25 protein-coding genes and 1 riboswitch are annotated in these 21,152 nt (G+C 54.8%); of the genes, 16 read left to right on the forward strand and 9 right to left on the reverse strand.

What is annotated here, in order from left to right; genetic code table 11:
- Positions 1–23 precede the first annotated feature (23 nt).
- The 3 genes from ACP9M6_RS07055 to ACP9M6_RS07065 form a co-directional block, all read right to left on the reverse strand.
- The gene (locus ACP9M6_RS07055) at positions 24–701 is read right to left on the reverse strand and encodes a DUF937 domain-containing protein (RefSeq protein ID WP_427454713.1); all 678 of its coding nucleotides are present in this window, start codon (positions 699–701) and stop codon (positions 24–26) included.
- A gap of 134 nt (positions 702–835) precedes the next feature.
- Positions 836–1,150 (reverse strand): hypothetical protein, encoded by a 315-nt coding sequence (locus ACP9M6_RS07060; protein WP_427454714.1) that lies wholly within the window; start codon positions 1,148–1,150, stop codon positions 836–838.
- 55 nt (positions 1,151–1,205) lie between these two features.
- Positions 1,206–2,621 carry a TldD/PmbA family protein gene (locus tag ACP9M6_RS07065; protein ID WP_427454715.1) on the reverse strand — a complete coding sequence of 472 codons (1,416 nt, stop codon included), beginning with the start codon at positions 2,619–2,621 and terminating at the stop codon, positions 1,206–1,208.
- A 219-nt stretch (positions 2,622–2,840) separates the two neighbouring features.
- Between ACP9M6_RS07065 and coxB the strand changes: the two genes are divergently transcribed.
- The 9 genes from coxB to ACP9M6_RS07110 all read left to right on the forward strand — a co-directional run bounded on the left by coxB (position 2,841) and on the right by ACP9M6_RS07110 (position 10,137).
- Positions 2,841–3,719 (forward strand): cytochrome c oxidase subunit II, encoded by an 879-nt coding sequence (gene coxB / locus ACP9M6_RS07070; RefSeq protein WP_427454716.1) that lies wholly within the window; start codon positions 2,841–2,843, stop codon positions 3,717–3,719.
- Between the two features lie 22 nt (positions 3,720–3,741).
- Complete coding sequence (ctaD, locus tag ACP9M6_RS07075) at positions 3,742–5,379, forward strand: cytochrome c oxidase subunit I (RefSeq protein WP_427454717.1); 1,638 nt, start codon at positions 3,742–3,744, stop codon at positions 5,377–5,379.
- 274 nt (positions 5,380–5,653) lie between these two features.
- A complete protein-coding gene (gene cyoE, locus ACP9M6_RS07080; RefSeq protein ID WP_427454718.1) occupies positions 5,654–6,649 on the forward strand; it encodes a heme o synthase in 996 nt (331 codons plus the stop codon).
- Positions 6,649–6,813 carry a hypothetical protein gene (locus ACP9M6_RS07085; protein WP_427454719.1) on the forward strand — a complete coding sequence of 55 codons (165 nt, stop codon included), beginning with the start codon at positions 6,649–6,651 and terminating at the stop codon, positions 6,811–6,813. The genes cyoE and ACP9M6_RS07085 overlap by 1 nt, the downstream gene beginning before the upstream one ends.
- Positions 6,803–7,375: a cytochrome c oxidase assembly protein gene (locus ACP9M6_RS07090; protein WP_427454720.1), complete on the forward strand. Its 573-nt coding sequence runs from the start codon at positions 6,803–6,805 to the stop codon at positions 7,373–7,375. Before ACP9M6_RS07085 ends, ACP9M6_RS07090 begins: the two co-directional genes overlap by 11 nt.
- 99 nt (positions 7,376–7,474) lie before the next feature.
- Positions 7,475–8,437 (forward strand): cytochrome c oxidase subunit 3, encoded by a 963-nt coding sequence (locus ACP9M6_RS07095; protein WP_427454721.1) that lies wholly within the window; start codon positions 7,475–7,477, stop codon positions 8,435–8,437.
- A 13-nt stretch (positions 8,438–8,450) separates the two neighbouring features.
- Entirely contained in the window at positions 8,451–8,840 is a 390-nt protein-coding gene (locus ACP9M6_RS07100; RefSeq protein ID WP_427454722.1) for a DUF983 domain-containing protein, read from the forward strand.
- Positions 8,837–9,574: an SURF1 family protein gene (locus ACP9M6_RS07105; RefSeq protein WP_427454723.1), complete on the forward strand. Its 738-nt coding sequence runs from the start codon at positions 8,837–8,839 to the stop codon at positions 9,572–9,574. Before ACP9M6_RS07100 ends, ACP9M6_RS07105 begins: the two co-directional genes overlap by 4 nt.
- Before the next feature lie 23 nt (positions 9,575–9,597).
- Complete coding sequence (locus ACP9M6_RS07110; RefSeq protein ID WP_427454724.1) at positions 9,598–10,137, forward strand: GNAT family N-acetyltransferase; 540 nt, start codon at positions 9,598–9,600, stop codon at positions 10,135–10,137.
- 10 nt (positions 10,138–10,147) lie between these two features.
- Here the strand turns inward: ACP9M6_RS07110 and ACP9M6_RS07115 are convergent, their stop codons facing one another.
- On the reverse strand, positions 10,148–10,726 hold the full coding sequence (locus ACP9M6_RS07115) for a YqgE/AlgH family protein (RefSeq protein ID WP_427454725.1): 579 nt from the start codon (positions 10,724–10,726) through the stop codon (positions 10,148–10,150).
- A 156-nt stretch (positions 10,727–10,882) separates the two neighbouring features.
- Between ACP9M6_RS07115 and ACP9M6_RS07120 the strand changes: the two genes are divergently transcribed.
- The 4 genes from ACP9M6_RS07120 to ACP9M6_RS07135 are packed head-to-tail and all read left to right on the forward strand — an operon-like array spanning position 10,883 to position 13,355.
- Positions 10,883–11,362, forward strand: a complete 480-nt coding sequence (locus ACP9M6_RS07120; RefSeq protein WP_427454726.1) for a peroxiredoxin — start codon at positions 10,883–10,885, stop codon at positions 11,360–11,362.
- 47 nt (positions 11,363–11,409) lie between these two features.
- A complete protein-coding gene (locus ACP9M6_RS07125) occupies positions 11,410–12,324 on the forward strand; it encodes an SPFH domain-containing protein (RefSeq protein WP_427454727.1) in 915 nt (304 codons plus the stop codon).
- Positions 12,325–12,335: 11 nt separating this feature from the next.
- Positions 12,336–12,815 carry an NfeD family protein gene (locus ACP9M6_RS07130; protein ID WP_427454728.1) on the forward strand — a complete coding sequence of 160 codons (480 nt, stop codon included), beginning with the start codon at positions 12,336–12,338 and terminating at the stop codon, positions 12,813–12,815.
- Positions 12,816–13,355 carry a hypothetical protein gene (locus ACP9M6_RS07135; RefSeq protein ID WP_427454729.1) on the forward strand — a complete coding sequence of 180 codons (540 nt, stop codon included), beginning with the start codon at positions 12,816–12,818 and terminating at the stop codon, positions 13,353–13,355. It begins immediately after the preceding gene.
- A gap of 53 nt (positions 13,356–13,408) precedes the next feature.
- Here the strand turns inward: ACP9M6_RS07135 and purU are convergent, their stop codons facing one another.
- The 4 genes from purU to ispH are packed head-to-tail and all read right to left on the reverse strand — an operon-like array spanning position 13,409 to position 16,780.
- Positions 13,409–14,239: a formyltetrahydrofolate deformylase gene (gene purU / locus ACP9M6_RS07140; RefSeq protein WP_427454730.1), complete on the reverse strand. Its 831-nt coding sequence runs from the start codon at positions 14,237–14,239 to the stop codon at positions 13,409–13,411.
- A 17-nt stretch (positions 14,240–14,256) separates the two neighbouring features.
- Complete coding sequence (locus tag ACP9M6_RS07145; protein ID WP_427454731.1) at positions 14,257–15,297, reverse strand: YncE family protein; 1,041 nt, start codon at positions 15,295–15,297, stop codon at positions 14,257–14,259.
- 2 nt (positions 15,298–15,299) lie between these two features.
- Complete coding sequence (rnhA, locus tag ACP9M6_RS07150) at positions 15,300–15,797, reverse strand: ribonuclease HI (RefSeq protein ID WP_427454732.1); 498 nt, start codon at positions 15,795–15,797, stop codon at positions 15,300–15,302.
- Entirely contained in the window at positions 15,797–16,780 is a 984-nt protein-coding gene (gene ispH, locus ACP9M6_RS07155) for a 4-hydroxy-3-methylbut-2-enyl diphosphate reductase (RefSeq protein WP_427454733.1), read from the reverse strand. Before ispH ends, rnhA begins: the two co-directional genes overlap by 1 nt.
- 129 nt (positions 16,781–16,909) lie before the next feature.
- Here ispH and ACP9M6_RS07160 point away from each other — a divergent pair, with 129 nt between their 5' ends.
- A complete protein-coding gene (locus ACP9M6_RS07160) occupies positions 16,910–17,497 on the forward strand; it encodes a hypothetical protein (RefSeq protein ID WP_427449781.1) in 588 nt (195 codons plus the stop codon).
- Positions 17,498–17,503: 6 nt separating this feature from the next.
- Complete coding sequence (gene argS / locus ACP9M6_RS07165) at positions 17,504–19,276, forward strand: arginine--tRNA ligase (protein ID WP_427454762.1); 1,773 nt, start codon at positions 17,504–17,506, stop codon at positions 19,274–19,276.
- Positions 19,277–19,350: 74 nt separating this feature from the next.
- Here argS and ACP9M6_RS07170 read toward each other — a convergent pair whose 3' ends face one another.
- Positions 19,351–19,644 (reverse strand): hypothetical protein, encoded by a 294-nt coding sequence (locus ACP9M6_RS07170; RefSeq protein WP_427449782.1) that lies wholly within the window; start codon positions 19,642–19,644, stop codon positions 19,351–19,353.
- A 112-nt stretch (positions 19,645–19,756) separates the two neighbouring features.
- A riboswitch (glycine riboswitch) is annotated at positions 19,757–19,848 on the forward strand.
- A gap of 146 nt (positions 19,849–19,994) precedes the next feature.
- On the opposite strand from ACP9M6_RS07170, the gene gcvT reads away from it, so the two are divergent.
- Complete coding sequence (gene gcvT, locus ACP9M6_RS07175; RefSeq protein WP_427449783.1) at positions 19,995–21,149, forward strand: glycine cleavage system aminomethyltransferase GcvT; 1,155 nt, start codon at positions 19,995–19,997, stop codon at positions 21,147–21,149.
- Positions 21,150–21,152 lie beyond the last annotated feature (3 nt).

Below are 21,152 nucleotides of genomic sequence, written 5' to 3' on the forward strand. Positions count from 1 at the left end.
TCGCCCCGCTATTGCTCCGCGACCTAGCGGTTCATCATCATGCCGAGGATATCATCCATCGAATTGCCGTCACCGTCAGCATCGAGCATTTTGCCGAGCATGCCGAGGCCGCCTTGGTGGGCTTGTGCCGCTTGCTGTTGCTGTTGCTGACGCTTTGCGCCGCCGCCGAGTATTCCGCTCAACATACCGCCGAGGCCGCTCTTGGCTTGTCCGCCACCCATCAGTTGTTGCACGGCCATTTGGGCGAGGGCGCCTTTAAAGCCTGCGCCCGGGCTTGTGCTGCCGGATTGTTTGCCGAGGCTGCCCATCGCCATCATGGCCACCATGGGCAACATCTTCTTGAGAATGTCGGGCGAGACGCCGGACTGCTCCGACGCGCGGCCCGCCACGGCGCGGCTGACTTCTTTGGACCCGAAAAGATGTCCGAGGATACCATTGCCTTCATTGACGGCGGACTCGCTGGCAAGCTGCGCCGGATTGTCGAGATATTGACTGTGATTGCCGCTCTGAACGGCGTTCAACAGACCGGCCAAGCCTTGCGGTGTCGACGCATTTTGTTTCATGCCGGAAGAGATCGCAGGCAGGAGAGCGGCCAGCGCATTCTGACTCTGGCTCGCATCCAGTCCAAATTGTTGACCCAGCTGTTGCGGCGCTTGTCCGCCCGCAGAGCTCATAATCATATCCATCAAGTTCATACCCATCGCCATACTCCTTCGGTTAGGTTTACTTCCACTATGTAGGAAAGATGAGGCGAGGGCGAGTAAGTTTTATTGAAGTTAAGAAACGGGTTTAGGTGGGGTTCATAAAGTCACCCCAATTAAACAAGACCAAAATCTCAGAGAACGGCCAAATAGGGCTCATAAAGTGCTAGAGTATTTGCTGTCATGAACCACATAAGTAATGTCAGACCACCAAAAACGAGGATTGTTTTCGTCCATGAATAAGGGCGTTCAAGACTGGCTGTTAAAATAGCGACGAGCAAAAGAACCCAAGCCAGAGAGATAATCTGTTTCAGCGTTGTTGGCGCGTGCCATCCCGCATAAGTCGCATCCAGCGTAAAGGACATCGGCTTTTGTTCAAAATCGGAATGCGTCGTTGCTAATATCCAGAGGGGGAAAACAAGTGCGCGTTCAATGAGAATCGGGAGCAATATCAGCCCGAAATCTGTGGGACGAATTTGCCACCAGCGAAGGTATGTTGAACGCTTAAACCGCACTCCCGCCAACTGTGAGATTCTCAACATAAAGACTTGGCTGTCCAACACCTACGGGGACGCCCTGTCCGGCTTTGCCGCAGACGCCGATGCCGGGGTCGAGTTCCATATCATTCCCGATATGGCGGATCTGGGTGAGGACTGTCGGGCCGTCTCCGATCAGTGTGACGCCTTTTAACGGTTCACCGACTTTTCCATTTCTGACGCGGTAAGCTTCGGTACATTGAAAGACAAACTTGCCGTTCGTAATGTCGACTTGTCCGCCGCCGAAATTCGTGGCGTAGATACCATCATCGAGTTCCGCCAGCATTTCGCCGGGATCGCGGTCTCCGCCCAGCATAAATGTATTGGTCATGCGCGGCATGATGGAATGGGCGAAGCTCTCGCGGCGGCCATTGCCCGTCGGTTCGACGTCCATCAGGCGCGCGTTTTGGCGATCCTGCATAAACCCGACGAGGATGCCGTCCTCGATCAGGGTCGTCTGCCCAGTCGGTGTGCCCTCATCATCTATCGTTAGCGATCCGCGCCGTCCGGCGAGGGAGCCGTCATCGACGACCGTCACGCCGGGGGAGGCGACGCGTTCGCCCAACATTCCTGCGAAAGCCGAGGTTCCTTTGCGGATGAAGTCGCCCTCCAATCCGTGGCCCATGGCTTCGTGAAGGAGGACGCCCGGCCAGCCTGGGCCAAGCACGACATCCATTTGTCCGGCAGGGGCGGGGACAGCTTCGAGATTGACCTTCGCGCTGCGTAAGGCTTCTTTCGCGAGAGGTTTCCAGAATTCAGGGTCGATATATCCATCATAGGATTCGCGCCCGCCGGCACCAGCAAAGCCTGTTTCGCGACGACCATCTTTTTCCGCCGTAATCATAATGTTCAACCGGACGAGGGGACGGATGTCATTATACCGCTCGCCGCCCGCGCGCAGGATGGAGACGGCGCGGCGATTGGCGCTCATACTGGCCGTGACCTGCACGACTTGCGGGTCGAGCGCACGGCAATAGGCGTCGATTTCCTGTAACAGTTCGACCTTCACGCCAAATCCGGGCGCGGCAACGGGGTCTATATCGGGATAGAGTGTCGTATTCGTCCGACGCGGGGGCAAGGACGGTGAGCCGTTATGGCCCTGTTTGGCAAGGGAGACGGCATCTGCGGCGCGGGACAGCGCACCCGGAGACAGTTCGGTCGATTGCGCGAAGCCGGAGGTCTCGCCCGCGACGCAGCGTAGGCCAAAGCCACGCGACGTATCGAAACTCGCGGTCTTTAGCCGTCCATCATCAAAGGTCAGCGACTCACTCGCGGAGCGTTCAATAAACAGCTCCCCGTCATCCGCGCCGTGCAGGGCCCTGTCGAGCAAGGTCTGCGCCGTTCCGGCATCAAGATCGCTATCATCAAATACAAAATCAGTCATGAGGGGGTTGTGACGCCATTTTCGCAAAAGGAAACATGAAATTCCCGTGAGGATTCACCGTTATAAGGCTTTATCTAACGGGTCTGCCGTTATAGACACCGTCTGAAATGCGACAATTGGCGCTGGACTCCCTTCGGGACTTTTTTGCATCTGCCGCATATATGAATGAGACACCGCCTGAATCAGGTCGATCCGGTCGGTAAATTCCAAGAGGGACCCATGCGTTCTAAGAATACAATTCTCGCCCTTGTTGTGGCGCTCGTTCTGGCCGTTGCCAGCTATGTCATCCTCGCCTTTGTCGGCCTGAGCGGTGAACGCGGTGAAGGTATGGCCGTCAGGGGTGGGTTTTACCTGCAAGAGGCGGCGACGCCTGTCATGGAAGACCTTACAACAGTTTATAATCTCGTGACTTATATCATCGCGGGTATCGTGGCATTCGTTCTCGGTCTGATGGCTTACATCATGATCCGCTATCGTGAGAAAGCGAACCCGGTTCCCTCCAAGACGTCACATAATACATTGATCGAGGTTGTCTGGACTATCGTACCGGTTCTCATTCTCCTCGTGATTGCTGTGCCGTCAATGCAGTTGCTTTATTTCCAAGACCGTATTCCGGAAACTGAAGTTACAGTCAAAGCCGTTGGTAACACGTGGAACTGGGAATATTCCTATCCGGACCACGAAGATGTCGACAGTTTTGTGTCAAACCCATTGGACAAGACGCAATCAACGGATGCGGGTAAGCCTTACCTCTTCGCGACGGATGCGGCGCTGGTCGTGCCGGTGAACACGAAGGTCAAGGTCCTCGTGACATCCGTCAATAATATGCATAGCTGGACCGTGCCAAGCTTCGGTATCAAAATGGATGCCGTGCCCGGAATTATCAACGAAACATGGTTCGAGGTTTACGAAGAAGGTACCTATTACGGTCAGTGTTCCGAGATCTGCGGCATCAAACATTACTACATGCCAATCGAAGTCGAAGTCGTCTCCAAAGAAGCCTATGCGGCCTGGATCGCAAATGGCGGCTCTTTCGACGGGTCAGTGGCTGAAAACAATAATATGACCGGCGTTCAAACCGCCGCGGCACCAAAATAGAATTTAGAAGGAAGAACACGACATGGTTGCTATTCCCGAAAGTGAAGTCCCCGCAGAAGGTGGCTATGATGATGACGGTAAGCCCGGATTCTTTGCGCGTTGGTTCTATTCAACCAACCATAAAGATATCGGGACGCTCTACCTGATCTTCGGTATCATCTCCGGCCTGATCGGCGGGTTCCTGTCCTTTATGATGCGGATGGAGCTGGCAGAGCCGGGCATTCAGTTCTTCACGAACGAGCATCAATATCTGGTCTATGTCTCCATGCATGGTCTCATCATGATCTTCTTCATGGTCATGCCCGCGCTGATTGGGGGTTTTGGTAACTGGTTTGTCCCGATCATGGTCGGTGCGCCGGATATGGCCTTCCCACGTATGAATAACCTGTCTTTCTGGCTTCTGCCAACGGCGCTTATCTGCCTTCTCATCAGTTTTGTGGTGCCCGGCAATGCCAACGGGAATGGATTCGGGGGCAGTTGGGTGATGTATCCCCCCTTGAGTACCACCGGGCATCCCGGCCCGGCCTTTGACTTTATCATTATTGGTCTCTTGGCGGCGGGTTTCTCGTCCATCTTTGGTGCGATTAACTTCATCACGACCATTCTGAACATGCGTGCCCCCGGCATGACGATGCATAAAATGCCATTATTTGCTTGGGCTGTTCTCGTGACGGCATTCCTGCTTTTGCTAGCTCTGCCGGTTCTCGCAGCGGCGCTCTTCATGCTCTTCACTGACCGGATTGCCGGCGGTACGGGGTTCTTTGATCCGGCCCGTGGTGGTGACCCGCAAATGTTCCAGCATCTGTTCTGGTTCTTCGGCCATCCAGAAGTTTACATCATGATCCTGCCGGCTTTCGGTATCGTCTCGCACATTGTGTCGACCTTCTCGAAAAAGCCGATCTTCGGTTATCTCGGCATGGCCTATGCGATGGTCGCAATTGGTGTTGTTGGCTTCGTTGTCTGGGCGCATCACATGTATACGGTTGGTATGGATGTGAACCTGAAGGCCTACTTCCTCGCGGCGACGCTCGTGATTGCGGTGCCGACTGGTGTGAAAATCTTCTCATGGCTCGCGACCATGTGGGGCGGGTCTATCCGCTTCACGATTCCGATGCAGTGGGCACTGGCCTTTATCTTCCTCTTCGTCGTGGGCGGCGTGACAGGTGTGATGCTCGCCAATGCGGGTGTGGATGCTTACCTCCACGATACATATTACGTCGTGGCCCATTTCCATTACGTGCTGTCCATGGGTGCCGTCTTCGGTATCTTTGCGGGCTTCTATTACTGGTTCGGTAAAATGTTTGGCGTGATGTATAACAAGTTCCTCGCCGCCGCCCATTTCTGGCTCTTCTTTATCGGCGTGAACGTGATCTTCTTCCCGCAGCATTTCCTCGGCTTGAACGGAATGCCACGTCGCTATGTCGACTACCCGGAAGAGTTTGCGATCTGGAACTCTGTGTCCTCCATGGGTGCGTGGATCACACTCGCCGGTGTCGCCTTCTTCTTCGCGATGTTAATTGAGGCGTTCATCGTCCGTCGCCGTGTGGGTGACAATTACTGGGGCGAAGGTGCCACAACACTGGAATGGACATTGTCCAGCCCACCACCTTATCACCAATTCAACACGCTCCCGCGTATTGAGGATAATGCAGAGCATTAGTCTCGCGTTGGATATGAAATTTATGAAGCCGTTCCATTTGGAGCGGCTTTTTTTTTGAATGACATTGGATGTCACACCGTCGCGGCCCGAAGGGACGCTCGGTGCCCATGCCGTGAGATTTACGTTAAATGCGAAGTCAGGATTGATTCGAGATGTCACGGCATGGGCACCGGGCAATCCTTTTGATTGCGACGGTGTGACCGCTCATATTTGAACTGCGGCAAATCTTCATCCGCTCTTGTGACTCCCGTCCATTTAGCCGATATGCACCGCGATGAGGTCAGACACACATATCATTCCCGACGCGCCCGTTGGATTGGCGTCAGATGACCTCACGGGTGCGGGGCTGTCCCTTGCGGGGCCGCGTGATTTTTTCCAATTGATGAAGCCGCGTGTCATGAGCCTCGTCGTCTTCACGGCTGTCATTGGTCTGCTCGTGGCCCCGGGTTCACTTCCGATCTATAATGCCGTCATGGCCATCGTCTGTATCGCTGTCGGCGCGGGGGCATCCGGTGCGTTGAATATGTGGTATGATGCCGATATCGATGCGCAGATGACACGGACAAAAAAGCGGCCCCTGCCGCGCGGGATTATGGCACCGCGCACGGCGCTGACATTTGGCCTTTTCCTCTCTGTCGTGTCCGTCTGGATGTTGGGCCTTGCGACCAACTATGTTGCCGCAGGTTTACTGGCCTTCACGATCTTCTTTTATGTTATCATTTATACGATGTGGCTGAAGCGCCGCACGCCGCAGAACATCGTCATTGGCGGGGCACCCGGTGCGCTCCCGCCCATGATTGGATATGCCTCTGTGACGGGTTCCGTCACGATCGACAGCACCATACTCTTCCTGATAATCTTTATCTGGACGCCCCCGCATTTCTGGGCGCTCGCGCTTTATAAGCTAAGCGATTATGGTCGTGTCGGGATTCCGATGATGCCGAATGTGGCGGGACCGAAATCCACGCGGAACCAGATTTTCGGCTATTCGATCGTCCTTGCCGCCACCTGCGCAGCACCTGTCGTCACAGGGCTTGGCGGATCAATTTATGCCTTTGGTGCCGCGATCCTCAATGCGGGTTTCCTCGCGCTGGCCTTTAAAGTTTGGCGGTCTCGCGCGGGCGAGAAAGACGAGGTCCAACCCGAAAGCCTCTACGAAGTGCAAAAGGGCGACCGCGACGCGCGCAACCTCTTTGCCTACTCAATTATCTACCTCTTTGCGATGTTCGCCCTGATCGGTGCCGATCATCTTCTCACCGGAGCTATCTGATGAAAGAATACCGCGACAAGCCGACCAAATTCGCTGAACCGACTGAAGCGGAAGTGAAGGCTAGGACAAAACGTAACATCGCTTTGGCGGCGGGTCTTCTGCTATTTGTCATACTCGTTTTTGTCACAATGGTTTCACGAGGTGAGTTGCCGAATGCCGTCTAACAATAAGACATTGATGATTCTCACGGGTGTGGGCGTCGCCATGCTCGGCCTCGGATTTGCGTCCGACCCGCTCTATGACACGTTCTGCAAAGTCACCGGATATGGCGGCACGCCAAAAATTGCGGAAGACAATCTCTCCGAAGTGCTGGACCGCGAAGTCACTGTTTATTTCGACTCCAATGTCGCGCAGGATTTGCCGTGGGAGTTTAAGGCCGAACAACGCTCAATGGATGTGCAACTTGGCGCGTCCGGTCTCGCCTATTATACCGTCACGAATACATCGAAATATCCGGTTACAGGCGTTGCGAATTTCAATGTGATGCCGATTAAGGCCGCGCCGTTTTTCGTCAAAACCGATTGTTTCTGCTTCGAAGAGCAAACGATCCAGCCGGGCGAAAGCCTGCCGCTGCCCGTCATCTTTTTCGTTGATCCACAATTGGATGAAGATGACCGCCTGAGCGACGTCAAAGACATAACGCTGAGCTACACATTCTTCCCGACGGAAGAGGGGACTATGCCAGCGAATGTTGGGCCGTCCAAACGTGCGGAAGTAACGAACTAATCCGTTGTGAGTTGTTGCGGCGAAGCAGTCGCCTCGCTATAGCCAGCGGTAATATGACAATGCGGTCTTTGCCGCGCGTATAACAAGACGAGATTTCTCATGGCCGGACACGCCGTCGAACACGACTATCACCTTATTCCACCATCACCGTGGCCGTTCCTATCGGGTATCGCAGCGCTCGTTTGGGGCGTGGGCATGGTTGTCTTCTTTGCCGGATTGGTCCCACGCACGGGCGAATCGCCCATGCTGGAATTCTTCTTCTCCAAAGGCCTCGACAGCCTGCAGGACAGCTACCGTGCAGCCGGAGATAAAGTCGGCGCAGATGGCGGTTGGATACTCCTCGTCATCGGGACGCTCTTTGCGGCTTACGTGATGTATGGCTGGTGGAAAGATGTCGCCGCCGAATCCAAGGCAGGCGATCACACACCCGTCGTCGATATTGGTCTGCGCTACGGCATGATCATGTTTATCATGCAGGAAGCGATGTTCTTTGTCGGCTGGTTCTGGATGTTCTTTGAACTCGGCCTGTTCCACAAGATGCGGGCGGCCTGGAACCCGGACGTACTCGAAAATGCGGATGAATACGCGACCAGCATGGCACCGGGCATCAAGGGTGTTGATCCGTGGAACCTCCCATTGATGAACACAGTCATTTTGTTGCTCTCTGGTACAACTGTCACTTGGGCGCATCACGCACTCATTCACGGTGACCGCCGTGGCGCGAAATGGGGGCTAGGCTTAACTGTTCTTCTCGGCATTCTCTTCACATTCGTTCAAGGCTACGAATATCTCGAACTCTTCCACGAGCGTACAGAAGGTCACCCTTGGATTTCGACTGACGCCTTTGGCTCTGCCTTCTTCATGGCGACGGGTTTCCATGGTCTGCACGTTTTGATCGGGACAATCTTCCTCGCGATCATGTATCTTCGTTTGGTCAAAGGTGGCCTGCGTCCTGAGAAACATTTTGGTCTGGAAGCTGCCGCTTGGTACTGGCACTTTGTTGATGTTGTCTGGCTCTTCCTGTTCGCCTTCGTTTACATCATCTTCGCCGTGGGTATGTAATCCAGTCGACCCGATGATCACACCTAGACGGGGTCGGCGGCGATTGCCGCCGGTCCAAACCGGCCTCAGCGGCCGCTGCCCCGAATGCGGGGAAGGGCGGCTCTTCAAAGCCCTCCTCAGTTTTCAAGACAGTTGCGCGGCCTGTAGTGCGGATTTTCGCGATGAAGATGCGGGGGACGGTCCCGCGATATTCGTCATCTTCATTGTCGGCATCTTTATCGTGCCCATGGCGCTGGCCTTTCACATGCTCCTCGACCCGCCCATGGTCGTCACGATGCTACTCTGGGGCACAATCATTATTCTTGCGAGTCTCTGGCTCTTGCGCCTGATGCGCGGTGTCATGTTCAATATTGCGTGGCAGAGAAAAGCCCGTGAAGTCCGCCTGGAGGATTTCAAACAGTGAGTATAAAATTCAAACCCATGCCGTGGCTGACGGGTATCGTCGCCATTATGCTCGTCATCCTGATCTCGCTCGGCGTCTGGCAATATCAGCGCTTGAACTGGAAAACGGACTTGCTGGCCGAGGTTGAGGCCTCTGTCACCGCGCCCCCACTCACATCATTGGAAGATCTAGATCGCGCAATCGCCGCGGATGAACCCGTGGACTTTCGACGGATTGCCTTTCAGTCCTCACCCGTTGCGGGTGAGCCAATTTACGCGGTTTACCGCACGCAGCAGGGCGGCATTTACTGGGACCTGTTCCAGCAATATTCCAATATCTTCGGACGATTCGAGACAGTCTTAGATGATGCAAAACCTGACGGCACGGCTGTCAGTCCGGCCACACTCGTCGCTGATATTCACGTGGGATATGTCCGTGAGGATCATCCGATGGGAACGGTTGAAGGTTGGCTGAAATCCAAACCCAACCGGACAACCAATCGCTGGTTTAAATTTAATCAGACGGGGGACTGGGGTGATGAAGACACGCGCTTGTCCCATTATATCGACATTGAACAGACGCTGCCTTTTGATACCGCTGATCGTGGTCAAGCGGCGGCTTCCGCGCTTCCCGTCCGTCGCCCAACCATCCGCAATAATCACCGCGATTATATGCTGACTTGGTTTTCCTTCGCGCTCCTCCTCGTAATTTTCTACGGGCTCATTCACAAACGCGCGGGCCGACTGTCTTGGTAGGCGCGCGGGGTATTCATACCGTTTTGAAGGCGCAGTCCGCAGGCGGCGCAATAGAACTCCGGCATCCACGTTGGGCGGATTTTGAGGATTGGGCCGCCTTACGGCGCGAGAGCACAGATTATCTCCGCCCGTGGGAGCCAGATGTCTCAACGGCAGGGCTACATCGCCCCGCCTATCGCGCGCGTCTGTCACGTCTGAAAAAACTCGTGCAACAGGACCGTGCCTATCCGTTCAATATCTTCCGCGAAGGCACATTGGTCGGTGCCTGTAACATCACCCATATTGATCGGGGTACGGCGCAATCGGCGAAGCTGGGTTACTGGATCGGCGAACGATTTACGGGGAGGGGATTTGCGCGGGCTGCCGTCACGGCGTCCACGACGTTCTGTTTTGAAGGGCTGGGTCTCCACCGCGTGGAAGCTGCCGTGCAAACGGATAATGCGGCGTCGATCAAAGTCCTACAGGCTGCGGGATTTACATTTGAAGGCGTCGCGCGCGGCATGTTGAAAATCGATGGCGCGTGGCGTGATCACGATATTTACGCGCGCCTGAGTGGAGACTAGTGAGCGGGAACTAAGCCCGTCCGCCGCCATGGCTAAGAGCACTCGGGTCAATCCCCATTTCGCCCAATGCACTCGCCCATTTTCCGTCTAGGTCGTTCGAGAAGATCAGGTCTTCATCCGCCTCAATAACGAGCCAAGCATTATCCATGATTTCTTTTTCCAACTGCCCGCGACCCCATCCGGCATAACCGACGGCGAGCATGGCACGTTCTGGCGCTTCGTCAGAGACGAGAGCTTCCAGCACATCCTTGGTCGAGGTGAGGGAGAGTGTGTCAGAAATTTTGAGGGATGTATCCTTTTTGAAATAATCCGCACTGTGCAGGACAAAGCCGCGATCAATATCCACCGGCCCCCCATTCAGGACGGGCGTGTCCGCGACTTTTACATCACCTTCAATCCCGATTTGGTCGAGCATATCCGAGATGTGTAATCCGGACTTTCCCTTATTTATGATGATGCCCATCGCACCGCGTTGATCGTGGCTGACGACATATATCACCGTAAATCGAAACCGCGGATCGCCCATATCCGGCGTCGCGAGGAGGAGTTGGCCTTGAAAGCTTTGAAAATCTGTCTGTTCGGATGTCATATCTCTTTAATGAGCCGTCATGTGTTAGGTTCCAATCACGTCACATCACATTAACGAAATTTGGCGAAAACCGGATGCGGCATCTTGCGCGTCTGCCAGACTCTCCCTATCTTTATCGAAAGACGATAAATTATAATTTCCATAGAGAGGGTTCCTATGTCCATTCAAGAAGGCGCAAAGCTGCCAAGTGCTACATTCATGACCATGACCGCAGATGGGCCGCAGCCTGTGAACACGGATGACGTGTTCAAGGGCAAACGCGTCGCACTCTTCGCCGTGCCGGGCGCGTTTACGCCGACCTGTTCCGCTAAACATCTGCCGGGCTTTGTGGAAAAATCCGCCATGTTGAAAGCGCGCGGCATTGATGAAGTCGCGTGCGTCTCCGTCAATGATGTGTTCGTTATGGATGCCTGGGGCAAGCAAGCGGGTAGCGCGGATGTTGCGATGCTGGCGGATGGTAACGGCGAATTTGCCAAAGCGCTTGGCTTAGAGATGGACGGCTCGGGCTTCGGCATGGGCCAACGCTCGCAACGTTACGCCATGGTTGTCGATAACGGCACAGTCGAGCGTCTCTTCGTCGAGGGACCGGGCGAGTTCAAAGTCAGCTCAGCCGAGCACATGCTGTCTGAAATATAAAATAAGTCAGGGGCGCATTAAGGAAACTGTCGAAAGGGGACATTCATATGGATATTGCATCCTATATTCCGATTTTACTCGTGGCCTTGGTGATTTTCATCATTGTCAAAACTGTACGAATTGTACCGCAAGGGTCTGAATGGACTCTCGAAAATTTTGGACGCTACACGAAAACGCTTAAGCCCGGACTGGCCTTTGTTATTCCGTTCTATCAGCGGATTTCGAATAAGATGGACATGCGCGAACGCGTCATTGACATCCCAAGCCAAGAAGTGATCACGAAAGATAACGTCATGGTCACCGCCGATGCCGTCGTCTTTATCCAGGTTATTGATGCCCGTATGGCGACCTATGAAGTCTCTAATCTCGAAAATGCAATCCAGAATCTCTGCCTGACAAATGTTCGGACGGTGGTCGGCTCAATGGACCTCGACGAGGTCCTGTCAAAGCGTGACCAGATCAATGCGCAGCTTCTGGGTGTTATTGATAATGCCACCGATGGTTGGGGCACAAAAGTCACGCGGATCGAGATTAAGGATCTCTCCCCGCCACATGACATCACGCAGGCGATGAACAAGCAGATGAAAGCCGAGCGTGAGAAACGCTCCGATATCCTCATCGCGGAGGGCCATAAACAGTCCTCCATTTTGAAAGCCGAGGGCGAGAAAGAGGCCGCCATCCGTGAGGCCGAAGGCCGCAAAGAAGCCGCATATCTCGACGCAGAAGGTCGCGAACGTGAAGCTCAGGCCGAAGCCAAAGCGACCGAAATGGTCAGCACAGCGATTGGCCGTGGTGACGTGAATGCGATCAATTACTTCGTCGCGCAGGAATATGTGAAAGCCTTTGGTGAGTTGGCGAAAAGCCCGAACCAGAAGACGATTATTGTTCCGGCGGAACTCTCCGGCCTAGCCGCAACAGTTGGCGGGGTGACGGCTCTGCTGGACGGTAATAAGAAGAAATAGGGAGCCCCTGTATGGAACCTGAAACCAACATGATGCTGGCGTTCTTGGAATCCATGAACGCCACGCGCTGGGGTCTCCTCGGCATTACACTGGTCGGGATCGAACTCATCACGGGTTCGACCTATATCCTCTGGCCCGCTGTCGCAGCGATAGTAATTGCGATCTGGGTCTTCTTCTTGCCGCTGTCCTGGGAAATGCAATTCCTTGCCTTTTTCGCGATCTCACTCGCGTTGTTGGTCATCGGGCATTATTATGTCCGTCCGTTGATGAAGTCCGGCGAGCCTTCCGATTTGAACGATCCGGGCCGGACAATGCTGGGCCGTCGCGTTGTCGCGTTCACCGACTTTGAAAATGGCCATGGCCGTGTCACTGTCGGGGATACGCAGTGGAAAGCGGCGTCTGAAGGGGCTGACCCAAAGTCTGGGGATCGCCTGATCATAACGGCGGTGACGGGGGCAACCCTCATCGTCGAAGCGGCTGTTGAGGCCTAGATGTCACTCGCGATTCAAAGTTTCGGACAACGTCTTTCCTTCGAACTCATTCGGGACGGCGTAACCATTGGCGGGCTCGCCTATGCGTCGAAAATCCGAAGCCCAAAAGGCAATGCGGCGTTCTCCGCCGCAAGAGCCCATGTTCACGGTGTGGATGTCGAAATTGAACCGCAGAAAACAAATGCCTCCTCCGGCCCCGTTGAGTTTGAGTTGGAGAAGGATGATTACGATTTCGGCCTGCTGAAATATGATTGGCGTGGTCGCTGTAAACTCGGCCTGACCCGTGTCGATGGAGGGCGGGACGAGTTCAAGATCAAGCCCAAAGGCATTAGTGATTTCTGGTTCCTCGTGGAGCATAATAATTATCCCGTCATGGAGCTTCGCCCGACAAAGAAATACCGTCAATCGGATTATAATTTCGACGTCCGCATGCGCTCGCGCCGGATACCGGAACGCGTGATTGACGAGCTCTGCATCTATGTCGGCTTTGCCGCGAACATCTATATGACGAAAATCGTCGGTGCGAATGCAGGGCGTTAGCATGTTTCCTTCACCGCAAAGCGGGGGAGGGATTTCAATTGAAATCGCTTCCTCTAGGGCAACACCACCGTTTTGACTCCGTTGATAAATGCACGGTGTTCCGTGTGGGCTTTCACCGCTCGGGCGAGGGCGAGCGCTTCGACGTCGCGGCCCAGACGGACGAGGTCTTCCGGCGTCATTGTATGATCGACGCGCTGCACCGATTGTTCGATAATGGGGCCTTCGTCTAGATCCGCCGTTACATAATGCGCGGTTGCGCCTATCAGTTTTACGCCTCTTGCATAGGCTTTGTGATAAGGCTTTGCGCCCTTGAAGCTCGGCAGGAAAGAGTGGTGGATATTGATAATCCGTCCCGCAAATTCTGAACAGAAATCATCTGATAAAATCTGCATATAGCGGGCGAGGATGATGAGCTCTGCGCCTGTGTCTTCAATAATACGGCGTAGCCGGTTCTCAGCTTCAGGTTTGTTCGTCTTTGTAACGGGGACATGGTGATAGGTCGCCCCATTCCGTTCCGACAGATGACGGGCGTCTTCATGGTTCGAGACGACACCAACAATATCAACATTCAGCCCGCCGCTTCGCCGTCGATAGAGTAGATCGGCCAGACAGTGATCGAATTTAGAAACAAGGATGAGCGTTTTTGTCGGACGGTCCTTTGGAATAATCGCGACATTTAAATCGAAATGGTCGATGTTGGATTGTAAGTCGGCCTTGAACGCGTCCAAAGTGCCGGCCTCCATCGAAAAATCAATGCGGGAAAAGAACCGCTCGCTACTGGGCGTACCGAATTGCGAGAGCGCATTGATGAACCCGTCATGCCGCGCGAGGCAGGTCGTAAGAGCGGCAACAATCCCCGTCCGGTCCTCGGACTGAGTGGTCATGATGTAGTTGGTTTGGGTCATGGGTTAATAGACAAAGCAGGTACAATAGCTAAGCCGTCTCCTTGTTTTCCACTTTGAAGACGGCGGATAACTCGCCCCGTCGAAAAGTCGATTTCGGCAATTTTGTTGGTTCCGGTTTCCGCAACATAGAGACGAGTCCCGTCATCAGAGAATAAGAGGGTGACTTGTGCTGCTTCTCTTGTCCCGCTCACTTTTATGGTTCTTTCAACTTTACGGCTTCCGACATCAATCACACTGACCGTGCCGTCCATGAGATTGGAGGTCACCATTTTTGTGCCGTCAGGTGAGGCGATGATGCGGAGGGGAAATGCACCGACAGGAATTTCCGCGAGTTGTTCCAATGTCACGGCGTCGAAAATAATGACCTTATCCTCGCCTCTGACCGATGCCCAGACTTCTGAGCCGTCACGTGTGACAGCAACGCCTTCGACCTCCTTTCCGGCAGGGGCGGAGGTCACGGCTTTTGTCTTTAAATCTATCCTACTGATGGAGGCCGATTGCATATTGGCGGTATAGGCGATGTCCTCGTCAGGGTTGAGTGCCACCATATGTGTTCCGTCCTGCCCTGTCGAAATCGACTCGACCGTCCAATCATAGGTTGGACAGGTACCGGGGCCGAATTTCGAGAAATCATGATTTGGGGAAAGAATGACAATCGACTTCCCACCTTCTGTTGTCGCTATGAAGCCTCCATTGGAAAGCGCGACCAGTCCATGCGGGCGGGTGTTCTCGCCCAGGTCAATTGTTGCAGTGATGTAGCGAAACGGAACGTCGAAGACATCTATGACCGCATCGCCGTAATTGACGACGGCCGCAAATCGGCCTCCGGGCGTGACTGCAATTTCGTGCGGGGCATTTGCGCTGACAGACTGTCTGTCGATTTCGAGGCCGACATCAAGCTCGATAAAGCTGACAGTATTTTCGCCTTTATTGCCGACCAGGAGCATCTCCGGATGCGGGGGCGGCGGCGAACAGGCCAAGGCGGAAGAGGTTGCGATAATCAGTCCGGTCACGAGCGATAGAGTGAATTTCCACATATTTAAGCCTTTGTCTTCCCCGGCACCGCACTCGTCGCCAGTTCATCCGCGCGTTCATTGCCCGCATCGCCGCTATGGCCCTTGACCCATTCCCAGCGGACATCGCGGGCGGAGTTTAGTTCGTCGAGCCTTTGCCAGAGGTCTTTATTTACGACGGGCTTTTTGTCGGATTTTTTCCATCCGCGTTTTTTCCAGCCATGGATCCATTCCGTGATTCCTTTCAGGACATAGGTCGAGTCGGTGAACAGGATGACGGGGCCGGAGAAACCGGGCTTTATGGCTTCCAGCGCTTTGATCGTCGCCATCATTTCCATGCGGTTATTGGTGGTTTCGCGCTCGCCGCCGCTCATCTCTTTCTTACGCTTACCGTGATACATGACGACGCCCCAACCGCCCGGTCCGGGGTTCCCGGAACAGGCCCCGTCCGTATAAATGACGAGTGCCCCCTCCAGCGCGCCCGCTTCCAGGCTCTTCGTCTCACTCTTCTTTTTGCGCGGCATTATTTGTCCAGAAGCAGACGGGGCAGGCGGAAGATGACTTTTTCCTTGGTCACTTCGACTTCCTGACAGCTCACATCATAGCGTGAGCGCAGGGCAGCGAGGACGCCGTCAGTCAGATATTCCGGCGCAGACGCCCCTGCCGATAATCCGATGACATCCGCCTTGTCGATAGCGTCCCAATCTATCGCGTCAGAAGAGGAGATAAGGACGGCCTCATCCGATCCGGCCTTCGCGCCGACTTCGACGAGGCGTTTTGAATTGGACGAGGTTTTGGACCCGATCACTAGGAGTAGGTCACACCGTTCCGCAATCGCTTTGACGGCGGCCTGACGATTGGTCGTCGCGTAGCAAATGTCTTCTTTATAGGGCAGGGCGATGTCGGGGAAACGGGCTTTCAGAATTTCTATTATGTCGGCCGTGTCATCCACGGACAGCGTAGTCTGCGTCACGAGTGAGAGTTTCTGACCATTGACGGGCTCGAATGTCCGCGCATCTTCCTCCGTTTCAATCAGGGACATCTGACCCGCGGGTAACTGTCCCATCGTGCCGATGACTTCCGGATGTCCCTCATGCCCGATCAGCAGGATATGCAAGCCTTCTTTGGCGTGGCGTTCCGCCTCCACATGGACCTTGGATACGAGCGGGCAGGTTGCGTCGAGGAACGTTAACTCGCGGGCCTGTGCTGCTTTCGGGACCGATTTGGGAACGCCATGCGCTGAGAAGACGACTGGGCGGTCATCCGGACACTCATCCAGTTCTTCAACAAAGACTGCGCCAAGACCTGTTAAGCGGTCCACGACGTGGCGGTTATGCACGATTTCATGCCGGACATAGACGGGCGCGCCGAATTTCTCGATCGAGCGTTCCACAATCTGTATCGCGCGGTCCACGCCTGCGCAAAACCCACGGGGCGCAGCGAGCAGGACGGTCTTGCTCTTCCGGTCTGATATATGGTCTTTTTTGACGTCGAGTGTGACGGACATGAGGACTCCTTCATAATCCACGCATTGAAGGCGCGCGTAGATTTGATTATGGCAACAGCTATAGCATTGGCTGCGCCCCTACGATAGGGCGGTGGTCACGCAAGACAAAGACTATTTCGGGACTTTTCCATGTCGATGAGAACTACATTTTTTGGAGCCGCTGCAATGGCCATTCTGGCGCTGGCAGGGTGTCGCTCGACGCAGGAGGTCCTACAAATCGGTGAAGCCGCTGAACGTAACCCTGGCCCGTGTCCACGCGCCTTTGCCCTCTTTGATGCGTCCCGTTTGGTTGAAATCCGCGGTGACGGCAAAGAAAATTTCAACAATGTCGGCTTTACGGGCGAGATTAATGCCGTGCGCTCCCTTTGTCGTTATTTCGCGGATCGACCCATCAATGGCGATCTGACGATTGATTTCGCGTTGGGGCGCGGTCCGGCCGCGACAGAATCCAGCCATACATATGAATATTTCGTGGCCGTCACGCGTAAGAATATCGACGTGATCGAAAAGCAGGTTTTCCCGTTAAATGTGACCTTCCCCGCCGGAGTGGACCGCGTGACTGTCACCGAGGAAATTGACCGGATTATCATCCCCCGCGCGAATGACACGACATCAGGAGAGAACTTCGAGATTGTCGTCGGCTTTGTTGTCACGCCGGAACAACGCGCGTTTAATAATGACGGTAAGCGGTTCCGCGTCTCCGCCGGTCAAAACTAGGACTCTATCATGAGTATTCAGTCGACGCTGGACGCCGCTGCGCGGGCCGCCTTCGAATCGCTCGGTTTTCCGGCGGCGATCGCCGGTGTGCAGGAATCAGATCGCGGCGACGCGCCCTATCAATGTAATGGCGCACTCGCCGCGGCAGGTATTGCCAAAAAACGCGGTGAAAAAGTCAATCCGCGTGAGATCGCGGTGAAAGCGGTTGCGATTTTGGAGACTGACCCTGCTTTTGGAAAGTTGGAGATTGCCGGACCGGGATTTATCAATATCTCACCGGCAGCTGACCTGCTGACAACCCGTGCAAATGATCTCCTCGCCAATCCCGCCTCAGGCCTGACGGCAGATAAAACGAAAACGATTGTCGTCGATTATGGCGGGGCGAATGTCGCAAAACCTATGCATGTGGGCCATTTGCGCTCTGCAGTGATTGGCGAAGCGATCAAGCGTATTCTCCGCGCGCAGGGACACACTGTGATTGGCGACGTCCATATGGGCGATTGGGGCCTGCAAATGGGCCACCTGATTTCCGAACTGACACTGGAACAGCCTGATCTCCCCTATTTCGACGAGGATTTTACGGGCGATTATCCCGCCGAGCCGCCCGTGACGATGGACGACCTCGCACGGCTTTACCCGCAGGCATCGAATAAAGCGAAAAGTGATGCTGACCGCATGGAAGAGTCCCGTGTTGCGACGGCGCAGTTACAGGCGGGCCGGCGCGGTTACCGCGCCCTGCTGGATCACTTTATCGACGTGTCCGTCGCCGCCCTGAAAATTGGCTACGGCAATCTGGGGGTCGAATTCGATCTCTGGAAGGGCGAAGCCTGTGTCGACCCGCTGATCCCCGATATGATCGGTGGCTTGAAAGCCAAGGGGATCACGGAGGAAGATGACGGCGCGTTGATCATTCGCGTGGCTGAAGGCGAAAAAGACAAGACACCGCCCGTCATGCTCCTCGCCAGTTCCGGCGCCGTGCTTTACCATACGACCGACCTCGCCACGCTGGTGGACCGTAAGGCCGAGATTAATCCCGACCTCATCGTCTATGTCGTCGACCAACGCCAAGCTCTGCATTTCGAACAAGTCTTCCGTGCCGCCGTGAAAGCGGAGTGGTATGCGCGGGACCAACTTTTCCATGCGGGTTTCGGTACGATGAACGGGAAGGACGGGAAGCCGTTCAAGACGCGGGCAGGGGGCGTATTACGCCTCGAAGACCTGCTGGAGGTTATGAATACCGCCGCCCGTGAGCGTCTAGAGGCGTCAGGCATCGGCGCGGATTTTGATCCGGCAGAACGCGAAGAAATTGCCCGTAAAATTGGTTTGGCGGCCCTAAAATTTGCTGATCTCCAAAACCAGCGTATGACGAATTACATTTTCGATCCGGAACGGTTTACGGCCTTTGAAGGCAAGACAGGGCCGTATCTCCTATATGCCGTCGTCCGTATAAAATCGATCCTACGGAAGGCCGAGGACATGGGCGTTTCATCCGGTGAAATTCAAGTTGAAGCCGAGGCGGAAACAGACCTCGTTCTGGCGCTGGATGCCTATGCCAAAGCGATTGCATTATCGGCCGAGAAATATGCGCCGCATATGCTGTGTGAACATATTTACCGTGTCGCACAAAGCTTCTCCCGCTTCTACGCGGGTTGTCCGATTTTAGCGGATGATGTGCCAGCGGAGGTGAAAGCCTCCCGCCTCGGCCTTGCCAAAGCGACATTGGCGCAGTTGGAGCACGGGCTGGACCTACTCGGCATCGAAGCGCCTGACCGGATGTAACGCAGACATTTGATCCTGTGGATCAAATGGCGAGGAACTGGACGGCAGTGCCGTCCGTCTTTCATCCATAATTTTTAACGCTGAATCGGCTGTTGATAGGCTTGCTGTACCATGCGCTGTTGTTCCCGAACGGCGGGTTGTTGCGGTGGAACCGGTGCTTGCGGCGCAGGAGCGGCTTGCGAGCGTGCGGCGGGTTGTGCTTGTGCGACGGGTTTGCGTCCCGGCAATTGACGCTGCCCCGACGTGGCCTCCAAACATTCGGCATACATATCCAGAATGGACTGCATATTATTCTCGCCCCAGACCCCAACACCTTTCAGCTTGGAGACGAGTTCGAACGCGATTTCTTCTTTGGACTTGCCTGACATGGATGCACTTTCTGTCTAAATTTCAGGCACGCAAATAACACACAGGTCTTAAGGCTCTGTATCACGCAACGAGATTGACTCTTTTCTGAATTCGACGCATCAGAATTTCACTTCCTGCCATATGGGAGAGAGTCGCGAATAATGTGACCACCGAAGGCGCAACCGCCCCGGCAAACGCTCAGGTCAACGGACCGTATGGCAGTCAAAACGCTGGAAAGCGGGCCGGTTGGTGAAACGGCCCCGCCGACGGAGTAAGCCCCCGCACTTCATGTTGAAGGGCTCGGGTCAATCTCTCAGGCCCGAGGAGACAGCAGGTGGCCACGGAGACGGCGAAATGCCGTGATGTGCCTATGACTGACCTAAAAACAACTGCATTACACGAGATGCACGTCGCGCTCGACGCGAAAATGGTGCCGTTCGCAGGTTATGACATGCCGGTCCAATATCCGATGGGCGTCTTGCAGGAACATCTCCACACGCGCGAAAAGGCCGGATTATTCGACGTCTCCCATATGGGGCAGGTCTTTATCATGGCGGAGGATAAGCGCTTCGCGACAGCGGCCAAAGCGCTCGAAAAATTAGTGCCTGCCGACATTCAATCTTTGGAGCCGGGACAGCAACGTTACTCTCAGTTCCTAAATGAAGATGGCGGCATTCTGGATGATCTGATGATCTCTCGCCTCGCCATGCCGGGTTACGAGCACGCGCTTTATCTCGTCGTGAATGCGGGCTGTAAGATCGGCGATTATGCGCATTTGGAAGCGCATCTTCCGGATGGTGTTCATATGATGGTCAAGGACGACACGCTCTCCCTCATCGCATTACAGGGGCCAATGGCCGCCGAGGTTTTGAAACAGTTTAATCCAGCCGTCGCAGACCTCGTCTTCATGATCCATACGGATCTGGAACTGAAAGGCCCGTTGGACACACCCATCTGGGCGCATGTGTCCCGCTCCGGTTATACGGGCGAGGATGGCTATGAAATTTCCGTCAAACATGACGATGTGGTGCGTTTGACCAAGGCGCTACTTGCCCATGTTGATGTCGAAATGATCGGCCTCGGCGCGCGCGACAGTTTGCGTATGGAAGCCGGGCTTTGCCTCTATGGACATGATATCGACACAACCGTTTCCCCGATTGAGGCAGGTTTAATTTGGTCCATCCAAAAACACCGCCGCAGCGAGGATGCCGGATATTTCGGCGCAAAGCGTGTCGCCTCTGATCTCGCCGATAAATCCACAAAACGCCTCGTCGGGATCAAACCCGAAGGCCGCGCCCCCGCCCGCGAACATACCGAAGTCCAGGATATGGCCGGCAACACGATTGGGGTGGTCACGTCCGGTGGCTTTGGCCCAACTGCGGGTGGTCCCGTCGCGATGGGCTATGTCGCCCGCAAATTTACAAAAGCCGGAACGCCCGTCCAACTCATCGTGCGCGGCAAAGCCCGCCCGGCGACCATCGTCAAATTACCTTTCGCCCCGCATAATTATTACCGAGGAGCCTGACCC

Source organism: Litorimonas sp. WD9-15 (genome assembly GCF_050271975.1).
Classification (GTDB): Bacteria; Pseudomonadota; Alphaproteobacteria; order Caulobacterales; family Maricaulaceae; genus Litorimonas.